The 18,608-nt window shown below is 60.9% G+C and carries 20 protein-coding genes; 9 read left to right on the top strand and 11 right to left on the bottom strand.

From position 1 onward, the window contains the following. Positions 1-81 precede the first annotated feature (81 nt). The 4 genes from SC318_RS02960 to SC318_RS02945 form a co-directional block, all read right to left on the bottom strand. Positions 82-660 (bottom strand): hypothetical protein, encoded by a 579-nt coding sequence (locus tag SC318_RS02960; RefSeq protein WP_320429584.1) that lies wholly within the window; start codon positions 658-660, stop codon positions 82-84. A 148-nt stretch (positions 661-808) separates the two neighbouring features. Then, the gene (locus tag SC318_RS02955; RefSeq protein WP_124384897.1) at positions 809-1,822 is read right to left on the bottom strand and encodes an AI-2E family transporter; all 1,014 of its coding nucleotides are present in this window, start codon (positions 1,820-1,822) and stop codon (positions 809-811) included. 172 nt (positions 1,823-1,994) lie between these two features. Then, a complete protein-coding gene (locus tag SC318_RS02950) occupies positions 1,995-2,294 on the bottom strand; it encodes a PsiF family protein (protein WP_124384896.1) in 300 nt (99 codons plus the stop codon). A gap of 71 nt (positions 2,295-2,365) precedes the next feature. Beyond that, positions 2,366-3,154 carry an AraC family transcriptional regulator gene (locus SC318_RS02945; protein ID WP_320429583.1) on the bottom strand — a complete coding sequence of 263 codons (789 nt, stop codon included), beginning with the start codon at positions 3,152-3,154 and terminating at the stop codon, positions 2,366-2,368. 97 nt (positions 3,155-3,251) lie between these two features. Between SC318_RS02945 and SC318_RS02940 the strand changes: the two genes are divergently transcribed. Both SC318_RS02940 and SC318_RS02935 read left to right on the top strand, forming a co-directional pair. Continuing rightward, positions 3,252-4,142 carry a DMT family transporter gene (locus SC318_RS02940; protein ID WP_320429582.1) on the top strand — a complete coding sequence of 297 codons (891 nt, stop codon included), beginning with the start codon at positions 3,252-3,254 and terminating at the stop codon, positions 4,140-4,142. Between the two features lie 97 nt (positions 4,143-4,239). Beyond that, positions 4,240-4,770 carry a ferritin-like domain-containing protein gene (locus SC318_RS02935; RefSeq protein WP_124384893.1) on the top strand — a complete coding sequence of 177 codons (531 nt, stop codon included), beginning with the start codon at positions 4,240-4,242 and terminating at the stop codon, positions 4,768-4,770. Between the two features lie 131 nt (positions 4,771-4,901). Here the strand turns inward: SC318_RS02935 and SC318_RS02930 are convergent, their stop codons facing one another. Further along, positions 4,902-6,968, bottom strand: coding sequence for an AsmA family protein (locus SC318_RS02930; protein ID WP_320429581.1), 2,067 nt, complete (start codon positions 6,966-6,968; stop codon positions 4,902-4,904). 357 nt (positions 6,969-7,325) lie between these two features. On the opposite strand from SC318_RS02930, the gene SC318_RS02925 reads away from it, so the two are divergent. Further along, positions 7,326-7,697 carry a hypothetical protein gene (locus tag SC318_RS02925; protein ID WP_320429580.1) on the top strand — a complete coding sequence of 124 codons (372 nt, stop codon included), beginning with the start codon at positions 7,326-7,328 and terminating at the stop codon, positions 7,695-7,697. Positions 7,698-7,848: 151 nt separating this feature from the next. Beyond that, positions 7,849-8,481: a TetR family transcriptional regulator gene (locus tag SC318_RS02920; RefSeq protein WP_306491404.1), complete on the top strand. Its 633-nt coding sequence runs from the start codon at positions 7,849-7,851 to the stop codon at positions 8,479-8,481. Between the two features lie 5 nt (positions 8,482-8,486). On the opposite strand, the gene SC318_RS02915 is transcribed toward SC318_RS02920, so the two are convergent. Beyond that, the gene (locus SC318_RS02915) at positions 8,487-8,984 is read right to left on the bottom strand and encodes a C40 family peptidase (protein ID WP_320429579.1); all 498 of its coding nucleotides are present in this window, start codon (positions 8,982-8,984) and stop codon (positions 8,487-8,489) included. 338 nt (positions 8,985-9,322) lie between these two features. Between SC318_RS02915 and ureE the strand changes: the two genes are divergently transcribed. The 5 genes from ureE (at position 9,323) to SC318_RS02890 (ending at position 12,994) form a co-directional block, all read left to right on the top strand. Beyond that, entirely contained in the window at positions 9,323-9,823 is a 501-nt protein-coding gene (ureE, locus tag SC318_RS02910) for an urease accessory protein UreE (protein WP_320429578.1), read from the top strand. Next, complete coding sequence (locus SC318_RS02905) at positions 9,820-10,494, top strand: urease accessory protein UreF (RefSeq protein ID WP_320429577.1); 675 nt, start codon at positions 9,820-9,822, stop codon at positions 10,492-10,494. The genes ureE and SC318_RS02905 overlap by 4 nt, the downstream gene beginning before the upstream one ends. A gap of 21 nt (positions 10,495-10,515) precedes the next feature. Beyond that, positions 10,516-11,130 carry an urease accessory protein UreG gene (gene ureG, locus SC318_RS02900; protein ID WP_057724209.1) on the top strand — a complete coding sequence of 205 codons (615 nt, stop codon included), beginning with the start codon at positions 10,516-10,518 and terminating at the stop codon, positions 11,128-11,130. A 20-nt stretch (positions 11,131-11,150) separates the two neighbouring features. Further along, positions 11,151-11,723 (top strand): HupE/UreJ family protein, encoded by a 573-nt coding sequence (locus SC318_RS02895; protein WP_320429576.1) that lies wholly within the window; start codon positions 11,151-11,153, stop codon positions 11,721-11,723. 170 nt (positions 11,724-11,893) lie between these two features. After that, entirely contained in the window at positions 11,894-12,994 is a 1,101-nt protein-coding gene (locus SC318_RS02890) for an AGE family epimerase/isomerase (protein WP_320429575.1), read from the top strand. Between the two features lie 103 nt (positions 12,995-13,097). On the opposite strand, the gene SC318_RS02885 is transcribed toward SC318_RS02890, so the two are convergent. The 5 genes from SC318_RS02885 to livM form a co-directional block, all read right to left on the bottom strand. Beyond that, positions 13,098-14,003: a cation diffusion facilitator family transporter gene (locus SC318_RS02885; protein WP_320429574.1), complete on the bottom strand. Its 906-nt coding sequence runs from the start codon at positions 14,001-14,003 to the stop codon at positions 13,098-13,100. A gap of 204 nt (positions 14,004-14,207) precedes the next feature. Further along, positions 14,208-14,972 (bottom strand): SDR family oxidoreductase, encoded by a 765-nt coding sequence (locus tag SC318_RS02880; RefSeq protein ID WP_320429573.1) that lies wholly within the window; start codon positions 14,970-14,972, stop codon positions 14,208-14,210. Positions 14,973-15,744: 772 nt separating this feature from the next. Next, positions 15,745-16,461 carry an ABC transporter ATP-binding protein gene (locus SC318_RS02875; RefSeq protein WP_306491396.1) on the bottom strand — a complete coding sequence of 239 codons (717 nt, stop codon included), beginning with the start codon at positions 16,459-16,461 and terminating at the stop codon, positions 15,745-15,747. Further along, on the bottom strand, positions 16,458-17,333 hold the full coding sequence (locus tag SC318_RS02870) for an ABC transporter ATP-binding protein (RefSeq protein ID WP_124384883.1): 876 nt from the start codon (positions 17,331-17,333) through the stop codon (positions 16,458-16,460). The genes SC318_RS02875 and SC318_RS02870 overlap by 4 nt, the downstream gene beginning before the upstream one ends. Next, positions 17,330-18,607, bottom strand: a complete 1,278-nt coding sequence (gene livM, locus SC318_RS02865) for a high-affinity branched-chain amino acid ABC transporter permease LivM (protein ID WP_306491394.1) — start codon at positions 18,605-18,607, stop codon at positions 17,330-17,332. The genes SC318_RS02870 and livM overlap by 4 nt, the downstream gene beginning before the upstream one ends. Position 18,608: the final 1 nt, after the last annotated feature.

Raw genomic sequence — 18,608 nt, 5'->3', positions numbered from 1 at the left:
GGCTGCGCAGCAGCCCCAAAACCATCACCCGCTGAATGTGGGGGGCGCCTGTCTCCTCCCACAGGGGACGATTACCCCGGCCTAGCGATGATAAATGGCCCACAGTCCAAGGAGTGTCATGCCCCACATGACAACACCCGGTACGATCACCAGGTAGTTCCACAGGTTAAAGCGAGCGTTGCTTTGCCCCTCCGGATCACCGGCGGCAAAGTTGATCAGGCCTTGGGCCTGCTGGAGGACGTAGGCGCACAGGGGAATCGCGAGCAGCACCAAGGGCTTGTAGGCAAACCACGCCTCGATTCGGTTAGCCGCCACTTCAAAAAGCCGCGAGCCGACCGTCACCACCACGAATACCGTCGCCCACTGTTCGAAATCAAAATCGAACTTGCGACCGCTGCGGGCGATGCGATCATCGGCCCGGCGATAGAGCTGGTGCATAAAGAAAATAAAGAACACCGCACGCGCCAGAGGCCAGATATCCAGCTGGTTGGCTTTCTTGTACAGGCTCCAGTTCTTATACGACCAGATATAGGTATAAAGCCCGAAACTGAGCAGGCTCAGGGTCAGCAACTTCGTTTTGGATATGACATAAAACTCGGAAGAGGCATTGACCACTTCGGTCAGCTGCGCCGTTGGCGGAGCGTAGATATTGTCATTCACGGCTTAACTCCCTGTAATCCATTTAGAACTCATGACGCAAAGGCTTTCATTGACGCGTCAAACCATCTCCCAGAGACACCGAAGATCGCTCCCATCAAGTGTGGGAGGGGGCTTGCCCCCGATGGCTTCAGCCCAGGCGACACAGAACCTAAACCATCCCGCCGAGCTTCAACTCACTCTTCAAATACGCATAGTAAATCGGCCCCGCCACCACCCCCGGCAAGCCGAACGCGGCCTCGAATACCAGCATCGCCAGCAGCAATTCCCATGACTTGGCACTGATCTGCCCACCCACGATGCGCGCGTTGAGGAAGTACTCGACCTTGTGGATCACGATCAGATACCCCAGCGCCGCCACCGCGACCCAGATTGACAGCGACAACGCGACAATCGTGATCAGGGTGTTGGACATCAGGTTGCCGATCACCGGCAGCAGGCCGAGCAGGAAGGTCAGCACGATCAGGGTTTTGGTCAGCGGCAGGTGAATACCGCACAACGGCAGCACCACGGCGAGGAACACGGCGGTGAAGGCGGTGTTGAGCGCGGCGATCTTGATCTGGGCGAAGACGATGTTGCGAAACGCCTGGACCAGCAGGTGCAGGCGGTCGAACAATGCGGCGGCCAGGGGCTTGCGCTTGGTCAGGTCGGGCACGCGCTGCAGGGCGATGATCGCGCCGAGCACCATGCCGATCAGCAGAGTGACGAACATATGCGCGGCGTCTTTGCCGACCAGTTGCAGCTCGCTCAGGTGCTTGCTCAGCCAGTCGCCGATGGCCACGCGAAATTCAGCGGCGCTGGCGGGCAGGTAGGCATCGATGGACGGAGGTAACTGGCCGCGTGCGCGGTCGACCACGTGCATGAATTTATCCAGCGAGGCGCCGGGATTTTCCGCTTCGTGAAGCAGGAAGCTGATGGCGCCGGCAAAGATCAGCGTGAGTACGCTGACGATCAGGGTGCCGAGCAGGGCCACCGCCAGCCAGCGCGCACGCCGTCCTTCGATCAGCCGTTGCAGTTGGGGCGTGAGCATGTTGACCAGTTCATAGACCAACAGGCCGGCCAGCAGGCTGGGCAGCAACTTCAGCGGCAGCACCAGCAGCAATCCGCCGAAAATAATGATGTAGCTGGCAAGCAACAACACATGACGCTGAGAAAACGTTGGCATACAGCCTCAAAACGAACGGTGTTAAAGGTGTGCAGAAGCGAGCTTGCTCGCGAAGGCCGCCAACGATAACGCGTTTATTCTGAATAAACGCGGGTAATTGCGTTCTTCGCGAGCAAGCTCGCTCCTACAGGGGGCTGTGTGCGAGTGTCTCAGCCTCTATGGCCTGGGGCTATCAATTCTTCAGGCAGGTGCTCATGAAGGTTTTACGCGCATCGCCGGCCAACGCCTTGGTTTTGGCCGAGGCATTGCAGTCTTTCATCTTCTGCTGCTGCGGGGTCAGGGTCTTGGCGTCATTGGCCGCCGGGGCCGAGAGGCAGGTCTTCATGAAGGCCTTGCGGTCGTCGCCCTTGAGAGTCTTGGTGGAGGCTTCGGCATTGCAGGTGGTCATCTTGTTTTGCTGGGCGGTGGCGGCAAAACCCTGGGAACACAGCAGCAGGCCCATCATCAACAGCGGAATACGCAGCATCTTCATGGAGTTTTCTCCCTGTTACCGCACCGAAGGGCGCGGCCTACAGCGCAGTGTAGTCAAAACCGGTTACAACTTCACCGGCCACGGATATTCGCCCGGCGGTAGTGCTCCGGCGTGCAGCCAGCGTGGCGCTGGAACATCGCGATAAACGCAGAGGCGCTGCTGTAGCCCAGGTCAAACGCCACGTGTTGCACGCTGCGCTCGCTGTCGAGGGCTTCGATGGCCGCCAGATAGCGCAGGCGCTGGCGCCACTCACCAAAGCTCATGCCCAGCTCACGCACAAACTGACGCGCCAGGGTGCGCTCGCTGACATGCACCTGTTCGGCCCATTGCGCCAGCGGGCGATTGTCGCCAGGTTCGGCCTGCATGCCTTCCAATACACCGAGCAGGCCGGCATGGCGCGCGTAAGGCAGGAAGCCATCGTGGATCGGCGCCTGCTTGAGCTGGTCCACCAGCACCTGGGCCAGGCGGATATCGGCGTCGGTCTGCGGCTGATTGACGTCACGCAGGGCAAAATCCTTGAGGATGGCCTTGAGGATGTCACTGATGGCCAGGGTGCAAGGCTGCCGAGGCAGTTGCTCGCAAAGCTGCGGCGCCAGGCCCACCGAGTGGTAGACGATCGCCTCGGCATTGTAGGAACTGTGCTCGGTATGCGGCGGCACCCACACCGCGTACTGCGGCGGCGACATGAAACGGCTGCCGGCCACTTCCATGCGCATCACGCCGCTGGCCGAATAGTCCAGCGAACCCCAGGCGTGCTGGTGCGGGGTGCATTCGGTGTCCGGGGCGAAGTCGGAGTAACGGAAGTACACGGGGCTGGGCAGGCTGGCGAAATCGGGCAGGCGTACGGTGTGTCTGGACATATTGTCTGGATTCAGCGGCGGGTTGTCTGGATTGCAGTATAGGCTTCGATCCAGACAGGGGATAATCCCGCCTCATCAACACACTGGATTGTTTTCGATGCAATACGCCTATCCCCTGCTGGCCATTTTTATCTGGGCCGGCAACACCGTGGTCAACAAGCTGGCGGTGGGTTCGATCTTCCCCGCTGAAATCGGCTTTTATCGCTGGCTGTTCGCGGCGCTGCTGTTTACCCCGTTCATGCTCAAGCCGGTGATCGCCAACTGGCCGCTGATCCGCCCCAACCTGGGCAAGATCTTCATTCTCGGCGTGCTGGGCATGGCCGTGTACCAGAGCCTGGCCTATTACGCGGCCACGCTGACCAGCGCCACCAACATGGGCATCATCCTCTCGCTGATGCCGCTGATGGCACTGACCGCCGCCATCATCAGCCTGGGCCAGCGCCTGACCTTTGGCGCGCTGACGGGCGCGGTGCTGTCGTTTGCGGGCGTGGTGGTGGTGGTGTCATCCGGCAGCCTGGGCACGTTGCTGCAACATGGGGTCAACCTGGGCGACGGCATGATGCTGATCGCCACGCTGGCCTACGCGGTCTACAGCACCTTGCTGAAAAAATGGCAGCTGCGCCTGCCGCCGTTGGTGCTGCTGTACCTGCAGGTGCTGGTGGCGGTGGTGGTGCTGTTGCCGCTGTTTCTGTTCTCCGCCAAGGCCGGCCTGGGCTGGGCGAATATCCCGCTGGTGTTGTATGCGTGCCTGCTGGCGTCGATGCTGGCGCCGCTGGCGTGGATGCATTCGGTCAAAGCCCTGGGCCCAAGCCGTACCACGCTGTTTTTCAACTTGCTGCCGTTGATTACCGCGCTGATTGCAGCGGTGGTGCTCAAGGAAGAGCTGGCGCTGTATCACGTGGTGGGTGGGTTGCTGACCCTGGGCGGGGTGATCCTGTCGGAACGCTGGACGACACCGGTCAGGCGCTCTGCTGACACATCCTGTTAAATCCGATAAAACTTTTCGCCTCCTGCGGGACTCACAACCTGGAGCGATCACGCCGCCAGAGTGTGACGTATAACCGGATTAGCCCCAGGAGATTGAGATGACTGAAGCACACTTGACTGACGTTGCGACCCTGCGCAGCCGCGCCCGCCAGAACGTCGAAAACGGTGCCGTGACCGAAGGCTATGACGCCGACCGCGAAGAAATCATTCGCCTGCTCAACGAAGCATTGGCCACCGAACTGGTCTGTGTGTTGCGCTACAAGCGTCACTACTTCATGGCCAGCGGCCTGAAAGCCAGCGTCGCCGCCGATGAGTTCCTGGAGCACGCCACCCAGGAAGCCGAACACGCCGACAAACTCGCCGAGCGTATCGTGCAACTGGGCGGCGAGCCGGAATTCAACCCCGACCTGTTGTCGAAAAACTCCCACGCCCAATACGTGGCGGGTAACTCGCTCAAGGAAATGGTCTACGAAGACCTGGTGGCCGAGCGGATCGCGGTGGACAGCTATCGCGAGATCATCCAGTACATCGGCGACAAAGATCCGACTACCCGTCGCATCTTCGAAGACATCCTGGCCCAGGAAGAAGAACACGCCGACGACATGGCGGATATTCTGCAGGACCTGTAATCCGCAACACTGCAATACCCGTGTGGGAGGGGGCTTGCTCCCGATGGCGGTTTCTCAGTCAAAGAGTGTTTGGCTGATGCACCGCTATCGGGGGCAAGCCCCCTCCCACATTTGGTTTCGGGTTCGCTCAGTTACTTCACGGTTTTCGGCGCCTTGCCTTCTTTCATCTGTTGCAGCAACGGTGCGCACTCATTGGGCTCGCCGCCACTTGGCGCGACCAGTGCGAGCAACCCGGCAGCCGGACCGGCGATCACACCCAGTGCGACCATGCCCGCTCCGCGCAGCGCCAGGGGAATGGCTTTGACCCCGGCGTTGGGCTTGATGAACGGCCCGTTCACATACAACGGCGAGCGCAGGGAGAACAGACGGAAGCCCTTGGACTCCGGCGTAATGGTCAGGTCCAACTGCTCGGTCGCCATATTCGCCGTGCCATCGACGTAGATGATCGCGTTCTCGGTATCGAACACGAACAAGCGCGTGGTCGCCAGACCCGTCTTGATACCGAAGTCCGCCGCCGCGCAGTTGATCTTCACTTCCTTGTCGCCAAACAGACGCCCCACCACGTAGTTGCCCACGTTGAGGCCGGCGATTTCCATCAGGCCACGGCTGATGGCGCCGTCGTTGATCAGCATCTTCAGGTCACCGTTGGAGGTGCCCAGCAGCGCCGCCACGGAGTTGCCGCGCCCGGAAATATCGGCGTCGCCGTTGAGCTCACCAAAGCTGGTTTTCATCGGTTCGAAGGTGGGGAACAGCTGTTTGAGCTTGAAGTTGCGCGCCGTGAGTTTGGCCCGGCCTTCCATCGGTGTGGTACGGCCATTCAAGCGGATCTGCGCGTCGAGCTTGCCGCCGGCCACGCCGAAACGCAGGGGCTCAAGGCTCAGCTCGCCGTCGTTGAGCACCAGGTGGGTATAGAGGTCGGTGAAGGGCAGCTCGGCGCTGTGCACGATGCGTTTGCCGGTGAATTCCACGTCGGCATCCATATCGCGCCAGCGCTCGGTGCGAAACTCTTCAACCGGTAACACCTTGGTGGCCGGTTGCTTGCTTTCACCGCCTCGGGCTTTCTGTTTGGCGTTGGAGTCGGCGCCGATCAGGGGCGCCAGGTCATCCATCAGCAGTTGGTTGGACACCAGCGCGCCGCTGAGCTTGGGCCGCGGCTGGCTGGCGACATAGGCCAGGTTGCCGTGGATGTCGCTGTTGCCGATCTTGCCGTTGAAATTGTCGTAGCGGAAGGACGCGCCACTGGCTTCATGCAGCTTGGCGATCAAATGGCCGTCGGTTGAATACGCCGGCGAATCCGGCAGCGTGACGCCGGTCAGCGGGTAGAGATTGCCCAGGCTTGCACCGGCGAGCTTAAGGCGCAGGTCCAGGGCGCCGAGGTTAAGCGGGTCGGTCAGGGTACCGGCCAGGGCGATGCTGGTGTCGGCGATCTTGACCTGAGCCTGCAGCGGGAACGGCTTGGCCGCATCCTGCAAGGCGAGCAGGCCGCCGATCTTGCCGGTGCCGGCGAGCGCCTGACCGTGGTACTGGCCTTTGACCTTGAGGCCGAACGCATAGTCTTGCGGCGCGGAGCCCTTCTCCAGGGCCTTTTTGGCATCGGCGTCACCGACGATTTCACCGAAGGGAATCGGTTTGCCCAGCGGGTCGATGATCACATCGAGGCGGGTCTTGAGGGTCTGGTCGTCGAGGGTGACGTGGCCTTTGTCAAAGCCGATGGCGCCGATATCCACCACCCAGCTGGACGGCTCGGCGTCGGGATCCTTGGGGTCGAATGTGAAGGTCCAGTTGGCCCGGCCGTCGGCCAGGCGCTGCAGGTCGGCGCTCGGTTCGGTGAGGTCGATACGCGGGATGACCACACGCTGCGCCAACAACGCCAAGAGCGAAATACGCAGTTCGACTTTCTTGAGCGTGACCATCTGCGGTTGCTTGGACCAGTCGGGATTACCCAGGCTCAGGTCTTCGGCGATCACATGCGGCCATGGCACCCAGGCCCGCCAGCCGCCTTCATCGGGCTCACGCTGCCACACCACCGCCAGGTTGCCATTGATGGCGAACGGGCGGTGCAGCTCTTCGGAGACCTTGGCATTGAGGGGCGGCTTGATGCGGTTCCAGTCGAAAAACACCAGGACCAACACCGCGATGGCAATTAACAGAACGAAGCTGGCGCAGCTCCAGGCGACGATTTTGCGAGTGCGCGTCATTGCACAAAACTCCTGAATACGACTGGCTGGGCAACAGCCTTTGACACAGCTTATAGGACTAGGACTGGCAAAGTGCCCGAGCGTTTAACGCAACGGCGGATTTAGCCGAAAAAAGCGATTTTCCTGATCAAGCAGACAGATTTTCTCCTTCCCAGCGCACCATTGTTACCCAGGTTCGTGTCGAAAATACCCACACCGGTGCAAAACCGCGTGCTTGAGAGGCGCGTTCTAGAGCCTCCGGCGAGAACAATCAATTCTGTTGATTATTACCATTGTGTTTATGAACTTTTATATCGACTTATCAAGAGTAGCATTAGCTCCGTACCCACTTTATCGCCCTCCCAAGGAGCAACCATCATGAAACGCCAAGTACTCGCCACCGTCCTGTTATCCATCCTGGCTTCCAGTGCCTTTGCCCTGCCAGCCGCCGAACAGGCCACTCCACAGAACAAGGCCCAAGCCGTCCAGTCCGCCCAGACCCTGGCGCGCAGCGGTTCGCAAGAAGACGAAAACCGTGACTACGCCAAAGGCGCTGTCGCTGAAAACGGTTCGGAACAGGCCAACAAACGCGCCTACACCGAAGGCCTGACCGAAGGTGGTAACGACCGCCTGCAGGAAAAAGGTCTGGTCGAAGGCGGCGCCGAGCAAGCCAATGATCGCGCCTACACCCAGGGTATTGCCGAAGGCGGTGCCGACCGTCTGGAAGAACTGCATCAAGCACAGAGCTGAGCCCATGGTGGCCCATAAAAAAGCCCGATCAGTCGATCGGGCTTTCGCTTTTCTATAGACCGCGTCACGTCTGCCCCCTGCCAGGTTCGACGCCGGCGAAGCGGTTTTGCTAGAGTGCGTCGCTGTACTTGCCGACAAAGCCCATCCGCTCATGCTGCCCCGTGCCGAACAAAAGCAACAGACTCGCCTCGCCTTGATGGACGCTGCTCGTCATTTGATGGAGTGCGGCCGTGGGTTTGGCAGCCTGAGCCTGCGCGAAGTGGCCAAGACAGCGGGCATCGTGCCCACCGGCTTCTATCGCCATTTCGCCGACATGGACCAACTCGGGCTGGTACTGGTCAGTGAAGTCGGGCAGACCTTCCGCGCCACGATTCGCCTGGTGCGCCACAACGAATTCGTCATGGGCGGGATCATCGACGCGTCCGTGCGGATCTTTCTCGATGTGGTATCGGCCAACCGTTCCCAATTTCTGTTCCTGGCCCGCGAACAATATGGCGGTTGCCTGGCCGTGCGCCAAGCCATCGGAGCCCTGCGCGAAGACATCACCACGGACCTTGCGGCCGACCTCACGCGCATGCCCAAGCTGCAGCACCTGGATGCCGAGGGGTTGCACGTGATGGCTGACCTCATCGTCAAAAGTGTGTTCGCCACCCTGCCCGACATCATCGACCCACCGGCCCACGCCCTGCCTGCCCACCTCACGCCCCAGGCGAAGATCACCCAGCAATTGCGCTTTATCTTTATCGGCCTCAAACATTGGCAAGGCCTGGGCAGTACCGAGTAAGCGGATCAACCGGCCTTATGAAAGCGCTTGGCGGTGGTGTAGTTCCTGTCCCAGTAACTATTGCTCAACGAATCGATACGCACGTTCTTGCCGGCACGCGGTGAATGGATGAATTTGCCTTCGCCTATATAAAGGCCGACATGGCTGACCTGCCCACGCCCATTGCCTTTGAAGAACACCGCGTCACCCGGCTTGAGCGCGTTACGCCCGATGGTGGCGGCGGTGGAGCGATGCATCGCTTGGGTCGTGCGCGGCAGCTGGATATTGGCCTGGGTCTTGAACAGATAAACCAGCAGGCTGCTGCAATCGAAACCCTGCTTTGCCGACGTACCGCCCCACTTGTAAGGCGTGCCCAGCAGTTGGTGGGCACGGTCGATCACATTCTCAACCGGCGAGGATTGCAATGAAGCGTCGAAGGGTGCCCGATGCTGGAAACTGGCAGCGGCAGAATTGATGAAACAGGACAGGCTGACGACAACCAGGCAGATAAATGACTTGAACATGATAAACATCGCGGTGAGTTAAATTCGGCGCGAATGTTAAGCAACCGCGAAGTAAGGCCTTGAACTCCAAATCCTCATGCCATGTAGGAAAATTCCCAAACCCGCCGCAACGAAGAAGATGAAAAAAGTTTCATGCAGACACCCGCCGCTTTGCGCGCAAAACGCCCTCCTCCGGTGCTATACCTTTCGGCATGCACCAATTTGAAACATTTTGTGAATGAGCTGACGCCCTATTCGGTGGCAATACTGCAATTGCCTACACGGATTTCCTACACGCCTGCGCGGTTGGCAAGGCCCTTGCTCTAGCTCCCTTATCGTTCATAGCTGGAAACCTTCCGATGCTGGTGATCCACCGCCGAATCGCACCGCAACCCCTCTGGGACGCCGAACTGCTGCTCAACTTCGAAGCCCGCAGCAAAAGCCGCTTGCGCTGTTTCAGTGCTGACGGAGAAGACGTCGGCCTGTTTTTGGAGCGTGGACAACCGCCGCTGCATGATGGCGAATTCCTACAGGCCGAAGACGGACGTGTCGTACGCGTCTGCGCACGCCCTGAACAACTGCTGCACGTCACCTGCCGCAACGCGTTCGAACTGACCCGCGCCGCCTATCACCTGGGCAACCGCCATGTGGCCCTGCAGGTCGGCGATGGCTGGCTGCGCCTGCTTGACGACTATGTGCTCAAGGCCATGCTCGAACAGCTGGGCGCCGATGCGCAAACCATCGAGGCGCCCTTCCAGCCCGAACACGGCGCCTACGGCGGCGGTCATCATCACTCGCGCCATGGCGATGAAGATTTCAACTATGCACCCAAGCTGCATCAGTTCGGCGTGCGTCCATGAACCCAGCCTGGGCGCTGTTGCGCCTGGCCAGTCCGCAGTTGCCGATTGGCGGTTACAGCTATTCCCAGGGCCTGGAAATGGCCGTGGAGAATGGCCGCGTCAACGATGCCGCCAGCGCGCGGCGTTGGATCAGCGATCAATTGCTGCTCAACCTCGCACGGTTCGAAGCGCCGTTGCTGCTGGCCCACTGCCGCGCCGCCGCTGACCAGGCATGGCCACGCCTGGCGCAGTTGTGTGAAGAACACCGTGCCAGCCGCGAAACCCGCGAGCTGTACCAGGAGAGCCGGCAAATGGGCTACTCCCTGCAACAACTGCTCACGGGCTTGCCGGAGCTGGACACCGCCGCCCGTGACTTCCTTGGCCAGCACCCCGAACCCCATCTGGCCCTTGGCTGGGCGCTGGCCGCGCGGGCCTGGGCAATCAGCCCGGACGACGCCCTCGCCGCCTGGCTATGGAGCTGGCTGGAAAACCAATTGGCCGTGCTGATGAAGACCCTGCCTCTGGGCCAACAGGCCGCACAGCGCCTGACCAGCGAGCTGCTGCCGTTGTTGCAGCAGGCCCAGCAGGCGGCCGGTCACATCGAACCCGATCATCTGGGCAGCGCCGCCTTCGGCCTGTCTTTAGCGTGCATGGCCCACGAGCGCCAGTACAGCCGCCTGTTCCGTTCCTGAGGCTTTTTTGGAGAACCCGATATGAACACACAACCCCTGCGCGTCGGCATCGGCGGCCCGGTAGGCTCCGGCAAGACCGCCCTGACCCTCGCCCTGTGCCTGGCGCTGCGTGAGCGCTACAACCTGGCCGTGGTCACCAACGACATCTACACCCGCGAAGACGCCGACTTCCTGGTGCGCAACCAGGCTCTGGCGCCGGAACGCATCATCGGTGTGGAAACCGGCGGCTGCCCGCACACGGCAATCCGCGAAGATGCTTCGATCAACCTGGAAGCGGTGGACCAGCTCAACCGCCGTTTTCCCGGTCTGGACCTGATTCTGGTGGAGTCCGGCGGCGATAACCTGTCGGCGACGTTCAGCCCCGAACTGTCAGACCTGACTATCTACGTGATCGATGTGTCGGCCGGCGACAAGCTGCCGCGCAAGGGCGGGCCCGGTATTTGCAAATCCGACCTGCTGGTGATCAACAAGATCGACCTCGCGCCGCTGGTGGGTGCCTCGCTGGAGTTGATGAACAGCGACACCCAACGCATGCGCAATGGCAAACCCTTTGTGTTCAGCAACCAGAAAACCGGCGTCGGCCTGGATGAAATCGTCGCCTTTATCGAACGTCAAGGTCTGCTGACTGCTGCCTGATTTCCCTACGGAGCCTGTTTATGAAACTCAAGAAACTGTTCACCGCCGCTGCCTTGCTGCTGGCCCCCGCCCTGGCCTTTGCTCACCCGGGCCACGGCGACAATGGCCTGGTTGCCGGCATCAGCCACCCGTTGGGCGGTCTGGACCACCTGCTGGCCATGGTCGCGGTCGGGCTGTGGGCGGCGCAGCAAAAAGGCAATGCACGTTGGGCGCTGCCTTGCGCGTTTGTCGGCACCCTGTTGATCGGCGGCCTGCTGGGTTTCGAAGGCCTGCACCTGCCGGCGCTGGAAAGCGGGATTGCCGCGTCGGTGCTGGCCCTGGGTCTCGCGGTGGCGCTGGCGGTGCGGCCACCGTTGTTTGTGGCGGTGGGTGCGACGGCGTTGTTTGCGCTGTTTCACGGCGTGGCCCATGGCCTGGAGCTGCCGGACATGTCCAGCCCCTGGGCGTATGCGGCCGGGTTCGTCGGTGCGACCGCAGCGCTGCACGCGGCGGGTTATGCCGTGGTGCGCTTGCTGCCGGCGGCAGCGGCGCCGTTGGTACGCGTGGCCGGGGCTGCTTCTGCGGCGACTGGGGTCTGGTTGCTGGCAGGCTGATCTTCAGCGCTGCTGGAGGCCTCATCGGGGGCAAGCCCCCTCCCACACTGTGATGTGTGAATACATTCAAATGTGGGAGGGGGCTTGCCCCCGATAGCGGTACCACAGACAACACAGTTCCCAAGCCTGATACCATGCGCGCCACACCCCTGCCGTGACGACGCCAGCCGATGCCCCAACCTCTCTTGAATTCCGTGCTCACGCACTTCCACGACCTGATCGTGCCGCTCTGGCAAGGCCCGGGCTGGAACGCCGACCTGGCGTTGCCGTACGAAGCACTGGATGCCGACCACCACCCGCTGCCCCCGCAACGCTATCGCGCCATGGCCTGCGCCCGGCAGTTGTACCTGTTCGCCAGCCTGATCGGCGAACCCGGTGCGGCCTTTGCCGAGGAACGCGCCGCCGCGCTGTTTCGTTCCCTGCAGCGGCACTTCCATGACGCCGAACACGGCGGCTGGTTCTACAGCATCGACCCGGCCGGGCAACCGCTGGATAAACGCAAAGACCTCTACACCCACGCCTTCATCATCTTCGCCTGCGCCCATTACTGGGCCAAAGTGCGCGAACCGCTGGTGGAGTCGGTGCTCAATGCCGCCCTTGCAGTAGTCGCCGAACGCTTTGCCACGGGCGACGGCCTGTACGAAGCGGTGCTGGAGCGCAACTGGTCGAGCCTCGCTTGCGGCCCCTTGCAGAACCCGCTGATGCACCTCGCCGAAGGCTTTCTCGCCACGCTGGCGGTGCGGGAAGATGCCATCACCCGCGACGCCCTGCTGGACCTGGCCGGCGCCCTGCAAAAGCGCTTTATCGACCGCCAGCACGGCGTGATGATGGAAAAACCCCTGGGCGCTGTGGATAACTGGTTCGAGCCAGGGCACCAGTTCGAATGGTTCTTTTTGCTCGAATCGTCGGAAGTGCTGCGCGGTACGGCGCTGCATGCCTCACTGACGCAAGCGTTCGAATACGCCGAGCAATACGGTGTGGATAAGTTCAGCGGAGCGGTCAGCGGCATGCTGGCCCTGGACGGCAGCGTGCGCGACGGCACGCAACGTATCTGGGCCCAGGCGGAATACCTGCGGGCCTTGACCTTGCGGCCCGGCAGTGAGGCCGTGTTACGGCGCCAGTTGCTGGCGCTGCAGAACAACTTCCTGCATGACAAGGGCTGGCACGAATGCCTGGATGCCCAGGGCGTGGTGAGCCGGCGGGACATGCCTTCCACCACGCCTTATCATTTGGCTACTTGCTATCAAGGGCTGATCCGGCATCTGGGTTGAGTTTCAGGGCCTCATCGGGGGCAAGCCCCCTCCCACACTTTGATTTTTGTGAATACATTCAAATGTGGGAGGGGGCTTGCCCCCCAATAGCTTCACCTCGGACTCAGGCAATCCACTTGCGATCCCCGGTAAAACTGATCGTCAGCCAGCGCGCCGCATCCGGCGTGCCAAGCCCTGTGGATATCTCCTCGCGCAGCCGGTCGAGGGTGGCGACGTTATCCACCGGGTAATCCGCCGGCAACACCACATGAATTTCGATGAACCGCGCGCGCCCGTGCTTTTGCACGTAGGACACGTAATCGTCGAAGCCGTGCCTGGCCTTGGCCGCATCCATCACTTCGCGCACGGTGTCATCCAGGTGGTCCGGGGCAATCCCCAGCACCTCACGCAACGCCGGACGCAGGATCTTGAACGCCGGCGCCAGCATGCTCAGGGCCAGCAAAATCAGGATCAAGGGGTCGACGTACACCGCCCACTCGCCATAGCCCTGGGATTTGAGCAACAGTGCCGCCAGAAAGCTGATCAACAAGCCCACCGACAGCATCGCGTCCACCAGCCAGCTGATGCTGTCGAACTGGATCAGTGAGGATTTCAAGCTGCGGTTGCGGTAACGCACATAGAAGAAGTAGGCGAACTCCACCACGGTAAACACCGCCGCATAAATGATCACCAGGCCCAGCTCGATCTCACGCCCGCCGTTGATGATGCCGAACACGCCATTGAGGAACGCGTAGATGGCGATCAGCAGCAGAAAACTGCCTTCGATCAGCAGCACCATCGGCTCCAGGTGCCAGTAGCCGAACTGGAAACGCTCGTTGCTTTTCTTGGCGATCAGCTTGGCCGTGATCAGCATCAGCACCTTGATGGCGGTGGCGATCAGCGAGAAAAAGCCGTCGAACAGAATGGATTGGGCGCCGGATATCACACCCGTGACAATCCCGGCGATCGCGACTGCGAACATCAGGATGGTCGATTGTTTGAGCAGTGCCTGCTCACCTCGGTTACTCACATTTCCTCCCGTCAAAACCTTTAAACCGCACAGTGCGGAGGGTTTTCAGGGTGGAGTGTACCTTATGCCCTGTTTTTGGCAGATTTGACGTCATCGGGGGCAAGCCCCCTCCCACATTGGATCGGGTTCACAGGTTGATACGTGTGAACACAGTCAAGTGTGGGAGGGGGCTTGCCCCCGATGCAGACGACTCGGTGTTAAGCCCTACTTGGCCCCACGCTCAATCGCAAACCCAGCCCAGGTCTGGCTCACCGGCATCAGCTCCAAGCGGTTGATGTTCACGTGCGCCGGCGTATTCATGACCCAGAAGATCGTGTCGGCAATATCCTGCGGCTGGATCGGCTCGGCGCCTGCGTAGGTCGCGTCATAGCGCGCCTGGTCACCGCCGAAACGCACCAGGGAAAACTCGCTCTCGCACAAGCCCGGCTCGATGTTGGTCACCCGCACGCCAGTGCCTTGCAGGTCACAGCGCAGGTTCAGCGAGAACTGTTTCACGAAGGCCTTGGAGCCGCCGTACACGTGGCTGCCCGGATAAGGGTAATTACCGGCGATGGAACCCAGGTTGATGATCCCGGCGCCACGGCCATGGGCGATCAGGCGTGGCAGCAGCAGGTTGGTGGTCGTCAGCAGCCCCTTGATGTTGGTGTCGACCATGGTTTCCCAATCGTCGAGGTTGCACTTGGGCGCAGGGTCGGTGCCCACGGCGAGGCCGGCGTTGTTGATCAGCCCGCGCAACGTCGCGAACGATGGCGGCAGGTTGGCGATGGCCTCTTCCATGCCTTTGCGGTCACGTACGTCTACCACCAGGCCGTGCACTTCGGTCTGCTTGGAAAGCTCTTCGACCAACGCATTCAAGCGCTCGGCACGCCGGCCGGTGAGCACCAGCTTCCAGCCGGCGTCGGCAAAACGGCGGGCGCAGGCTTCACCGAAACCTGAAGTGGCGCCGGTAATAAACAGCGTGTCGGACATGGTGTTCTCCTTGCGGGCAACGGGAAAAAGTTGCCAGCAGAATGCCCTTACGCCGTCTTCGCGGCAACCGCTATGCACTCACCTTCACGTTTGCCTGCTCACTTTTTAACCACCCCCGGCAGAGCCAGGCAAATCGCGGCCTGCAGCCATGTACGCGCAGGTTATCCACAACTGCGCCCACAGTCTTTGGGGGCAAGTGCAAAACGCCGCGAGCCCCGTCATACAAGGCTTGCAGGTGGTTTTAGAAAGTTTTTTGCTTGACCTGGACCGGGGCGTATGTAGGGATTTTCCGCGCTGACAATCTGGACGATGGCTCCAGGCCAGTCATTCCGGCCCCTGCGGCGGTCTTTCCAGAGTTTAATCACAGACTTATCCACAGGCTGACATGACATGAAATCGTCACATACCTGTGTCTTTAAACAGGTTGACAAACGGCTCGGCAGGTCGCGAAAAAACCGCTGATCAAATAATAGCCACACCCCTGCAAGCCCCGGTTTACGTGGCTTTCAGCCAGCTACTCCCACGTTACCCACAGCCGGTTCCACAGCGGATGGGGACAAGTCAAAACTGTGACAAAACAGGAATTTGCGGCGGCTATATGTCGCGCTTTGGAGGTGGGCTGGATTTGTTTTCCACAATTCGAAGCGAACTCAAAAACCAATGTGGGAGGGGGCTTGCTCCCGATAGCGTTTTGTCAGTCAGCACATCTGAAACTGACACTCCGCTATCGGGGGCAAGCCCCCTCCCACAGGGGACCGAGGGGTTGGTTAGATCAGTGGCCGCCGAGGTAGGCGTTGCGCACTTCCTCGTTCACCAGCAGTTCCTTGCCGGTGCCCGTCAGGCGAATCTCGCCGTTGACCATCACGTACGCCCGGTCCGACAGGCGCAGGGCGTGGTTGGCGTTCTGCTCCACCAAAAAGATGGTCATCCCGGTGGATGCCAGCTCGCGCAGGGTGGAAAAGATCTGCTTCACCACAATCGGCGCCAGGCCCAGACTGGGTTCATCGAGCAGCAACAGCTTGGGCCGGCTCATCAGTGCGCGGGCGATGGCGAGCATTTGCTGTTCGCCACCGGACATGGTCATCGCGCGCTGGTTACGCCGCTCCTTGAGCCGTGGAAACAGCTCGAACATGCGCTGCATGTCTTCCTGGGCGAACTTGTCGCCAATGGGGATGGTGCCCATCAGCAGGTTTTCCTCGACGGTCATGTCGGGGAATACCCGCCGCCCTTCCGGCGACTGCGCGATGCCGTTGGAGGCGATGTAGTGGGACGACTTGTGGGTAATGTCCACGCCGTTGTACAGAATTTGCCCCGACTCGGCCCGTGGCTGGCCAAAGATCGACATCAGCAGCGTGGATTTGCCCGCGCCGTTGGAGCCGATCAGGCTGACGGTCTCGCCTTCGTTGATGTGCAGCGAGACTTTTTTCAGGGCCTGGATCGGACCGTAGTACACGTCCAGGTCCTTCATTTCGAGGATAGGCCCGCTCATACGAGTTCCTCTTCGTCCGCGCCCAGGTAGGCGGCAATCACTTTCGGGTCGTTGCGGATCGCATCCGGCCCGCCTTCGGCAATAACGTTGCCGTGGTCCAGCACCACGATGTGGTCGGAAATACTCATCACCATGCCCATGTCGTGTTCGATCAGCACCACTGTGAGGTCGTGTTCGTCGCGCAGCAGGCGAATCATCGCGCTGAGGGCTTCGGTTTCCTGAGGGTTGAGGCCGGCTGCCGGTTCATCCAGGCAGATGATCTGCGGTCGCGTGCACATCGCGCGGGCGATTTCCAGGCGGCGCTGCTGGCCGTAGGAAAGCTCACCGGCGAGGCGGTTGGCGCAGTCCACCAGGTCCACCACTTCCAGCCAGTAGAATGCATGGTCGAGCGCATCGCTTTCAGCCTTGCGGTAGCCCTTGGTGTTGAGGATACCCGCGAGCATGTTGCGGTTGACCCACATGTGCTGGGCCACCAGCAGGTTTTCCAGCACCGACATTTCCTTGAACAGGCGAATGTTCTGGAAGGTGCGCGCCAGGCCGGCGCGGTTCACCAGGTGAGTGCCGCCGAACATCTTGTAGTACACCCGGCTGAGGAAGCTTTTCGGCGACACGAAATCGGTGGCCTGGAAGCGCTCGCCCAACAACTGGATCACGTTGGTCTGCTTGCCACGCACGTTGAGTTCGATCTTGCCGCCACTGGCTTTGTAGAAACCGGTGAGGCAGTTGAACACGGTGGTCTTGCCTGCGCCGTTGGGGCCGATCAGGGCGAAGATCGAGTTGCGCTTGACCTTGAGGCTCACGTCGCTCAAGGCCTTGATGCCACCGAAGTGCATCATCAGGTGTTCAACGGAAAGGACGACTTCCTTGCTCATGGCGCCACTCCTTTACGTGGTGTCACACCGGTACGGCTGATGCGGATCAAACCGCGCGGTCGCCAGATCATCATCACCACCATCAACACGCCAAACAGCAGCACGCGGTACTCGGAGAAGCTGCGCAGCAGCTCAGGCGCAACGGTCAGCACGAACGCCGCAATCACCACACCGACCGTGGAGCCCATGCCGCCCAGTACCACGATGGCCAGGATCAATGCCGATTCGAAGAAGGTGAACGACGACGGGTTGACGAAGCCCTGGTAGCTGGCGAAGAACACCCCGGCCAAACCGGCCGTGGAGGCCCCGATGGTGAACGCCGAGAGCTTGACCAGCACGTGGTTCAGGCCCATGGAGCGGCAGGCAATTTCGTCTTCACGCAAGGCTTCCCAGGCGCGCCCGACCGGCATGCGCGTCAGGCGGTGCTTGATGTACAGCACGGCCAGCACCACCAGGAACAGCACGATGTAGATGAACATGAACTTGATGTTGGGGTTGTAATCGATGCCGAAGAACTCGTGGAACGGAATGCCACCATCCTTGGCACGCTTGCCGAACTCGAGCCCCAGGAAGGTCGGCGAAGGCACCGGCATGCCGTTCGGGCCACCGGTGAACGACAGCCAGTTGTTGAGCACCAGGCGGATGATTTCACCGAAGCCCAGGGTCACGATGGCCAGGTAGTCACCGTGCATTCGCAGCACCGGGAAGCCGAGTATGCACCCCGCCAGCGCCGCCGCGATGGCCGCCAGCGGCAGCACCGTCCAGAACCCCAGGCCAAGGTATTGGTAACCCAGCGCCAGGCCGTAGGCGCCGATGGCGTAGAAGGCCACGTAACCCAGGTCGAGCAGACCGGCCAGGCCCACCACGATGTTCAAGCCCAGGCCGAGCAGGACGTAGATCAGCCCGAGGATCACCACGGTCAGCAGGTACTTGTTGGCGAAGATCGGGAACACGATGGCGATCACGATCAGGGCCGGGATGATCCAGCGCAGCCGCGACTTGTAGTCCGGCGGCAACACGTGCACGCCGGAGCCGCTGCTTTCGAAACCCTGCAGGATCTTCACGCCCTTGGGGGTTTGCAGGAACAGGCTGAGGGCAAAGCGCCCGATCATCACAATGGCCACCAGCGTGGCCACGCGCGCCGGTTCCAGGTTGAAGCTGTAGCCGTCGAGTACCACGCCGACGATCGGACCGAACACGATCAGGGAAATCAGCCCGGCGAGGACCGTATCGACCACACTTTTCTTGATATCGATAGATTTGGCAGCAGACATG

The sequence above is a fragment of the Pseudomonas sp. MUP55 genome (genome assembly GCF_034043515.1).
Taxonomy (GTDB): Bacteria; Pseudomonadota; Gammaproteobacteria; order Pseudomonadales; family Pseudomonadaceae; genus Aquipseudomonas.
This window is presented reverse-complemented; position numbering and strand designations above follow the sequence as displayed.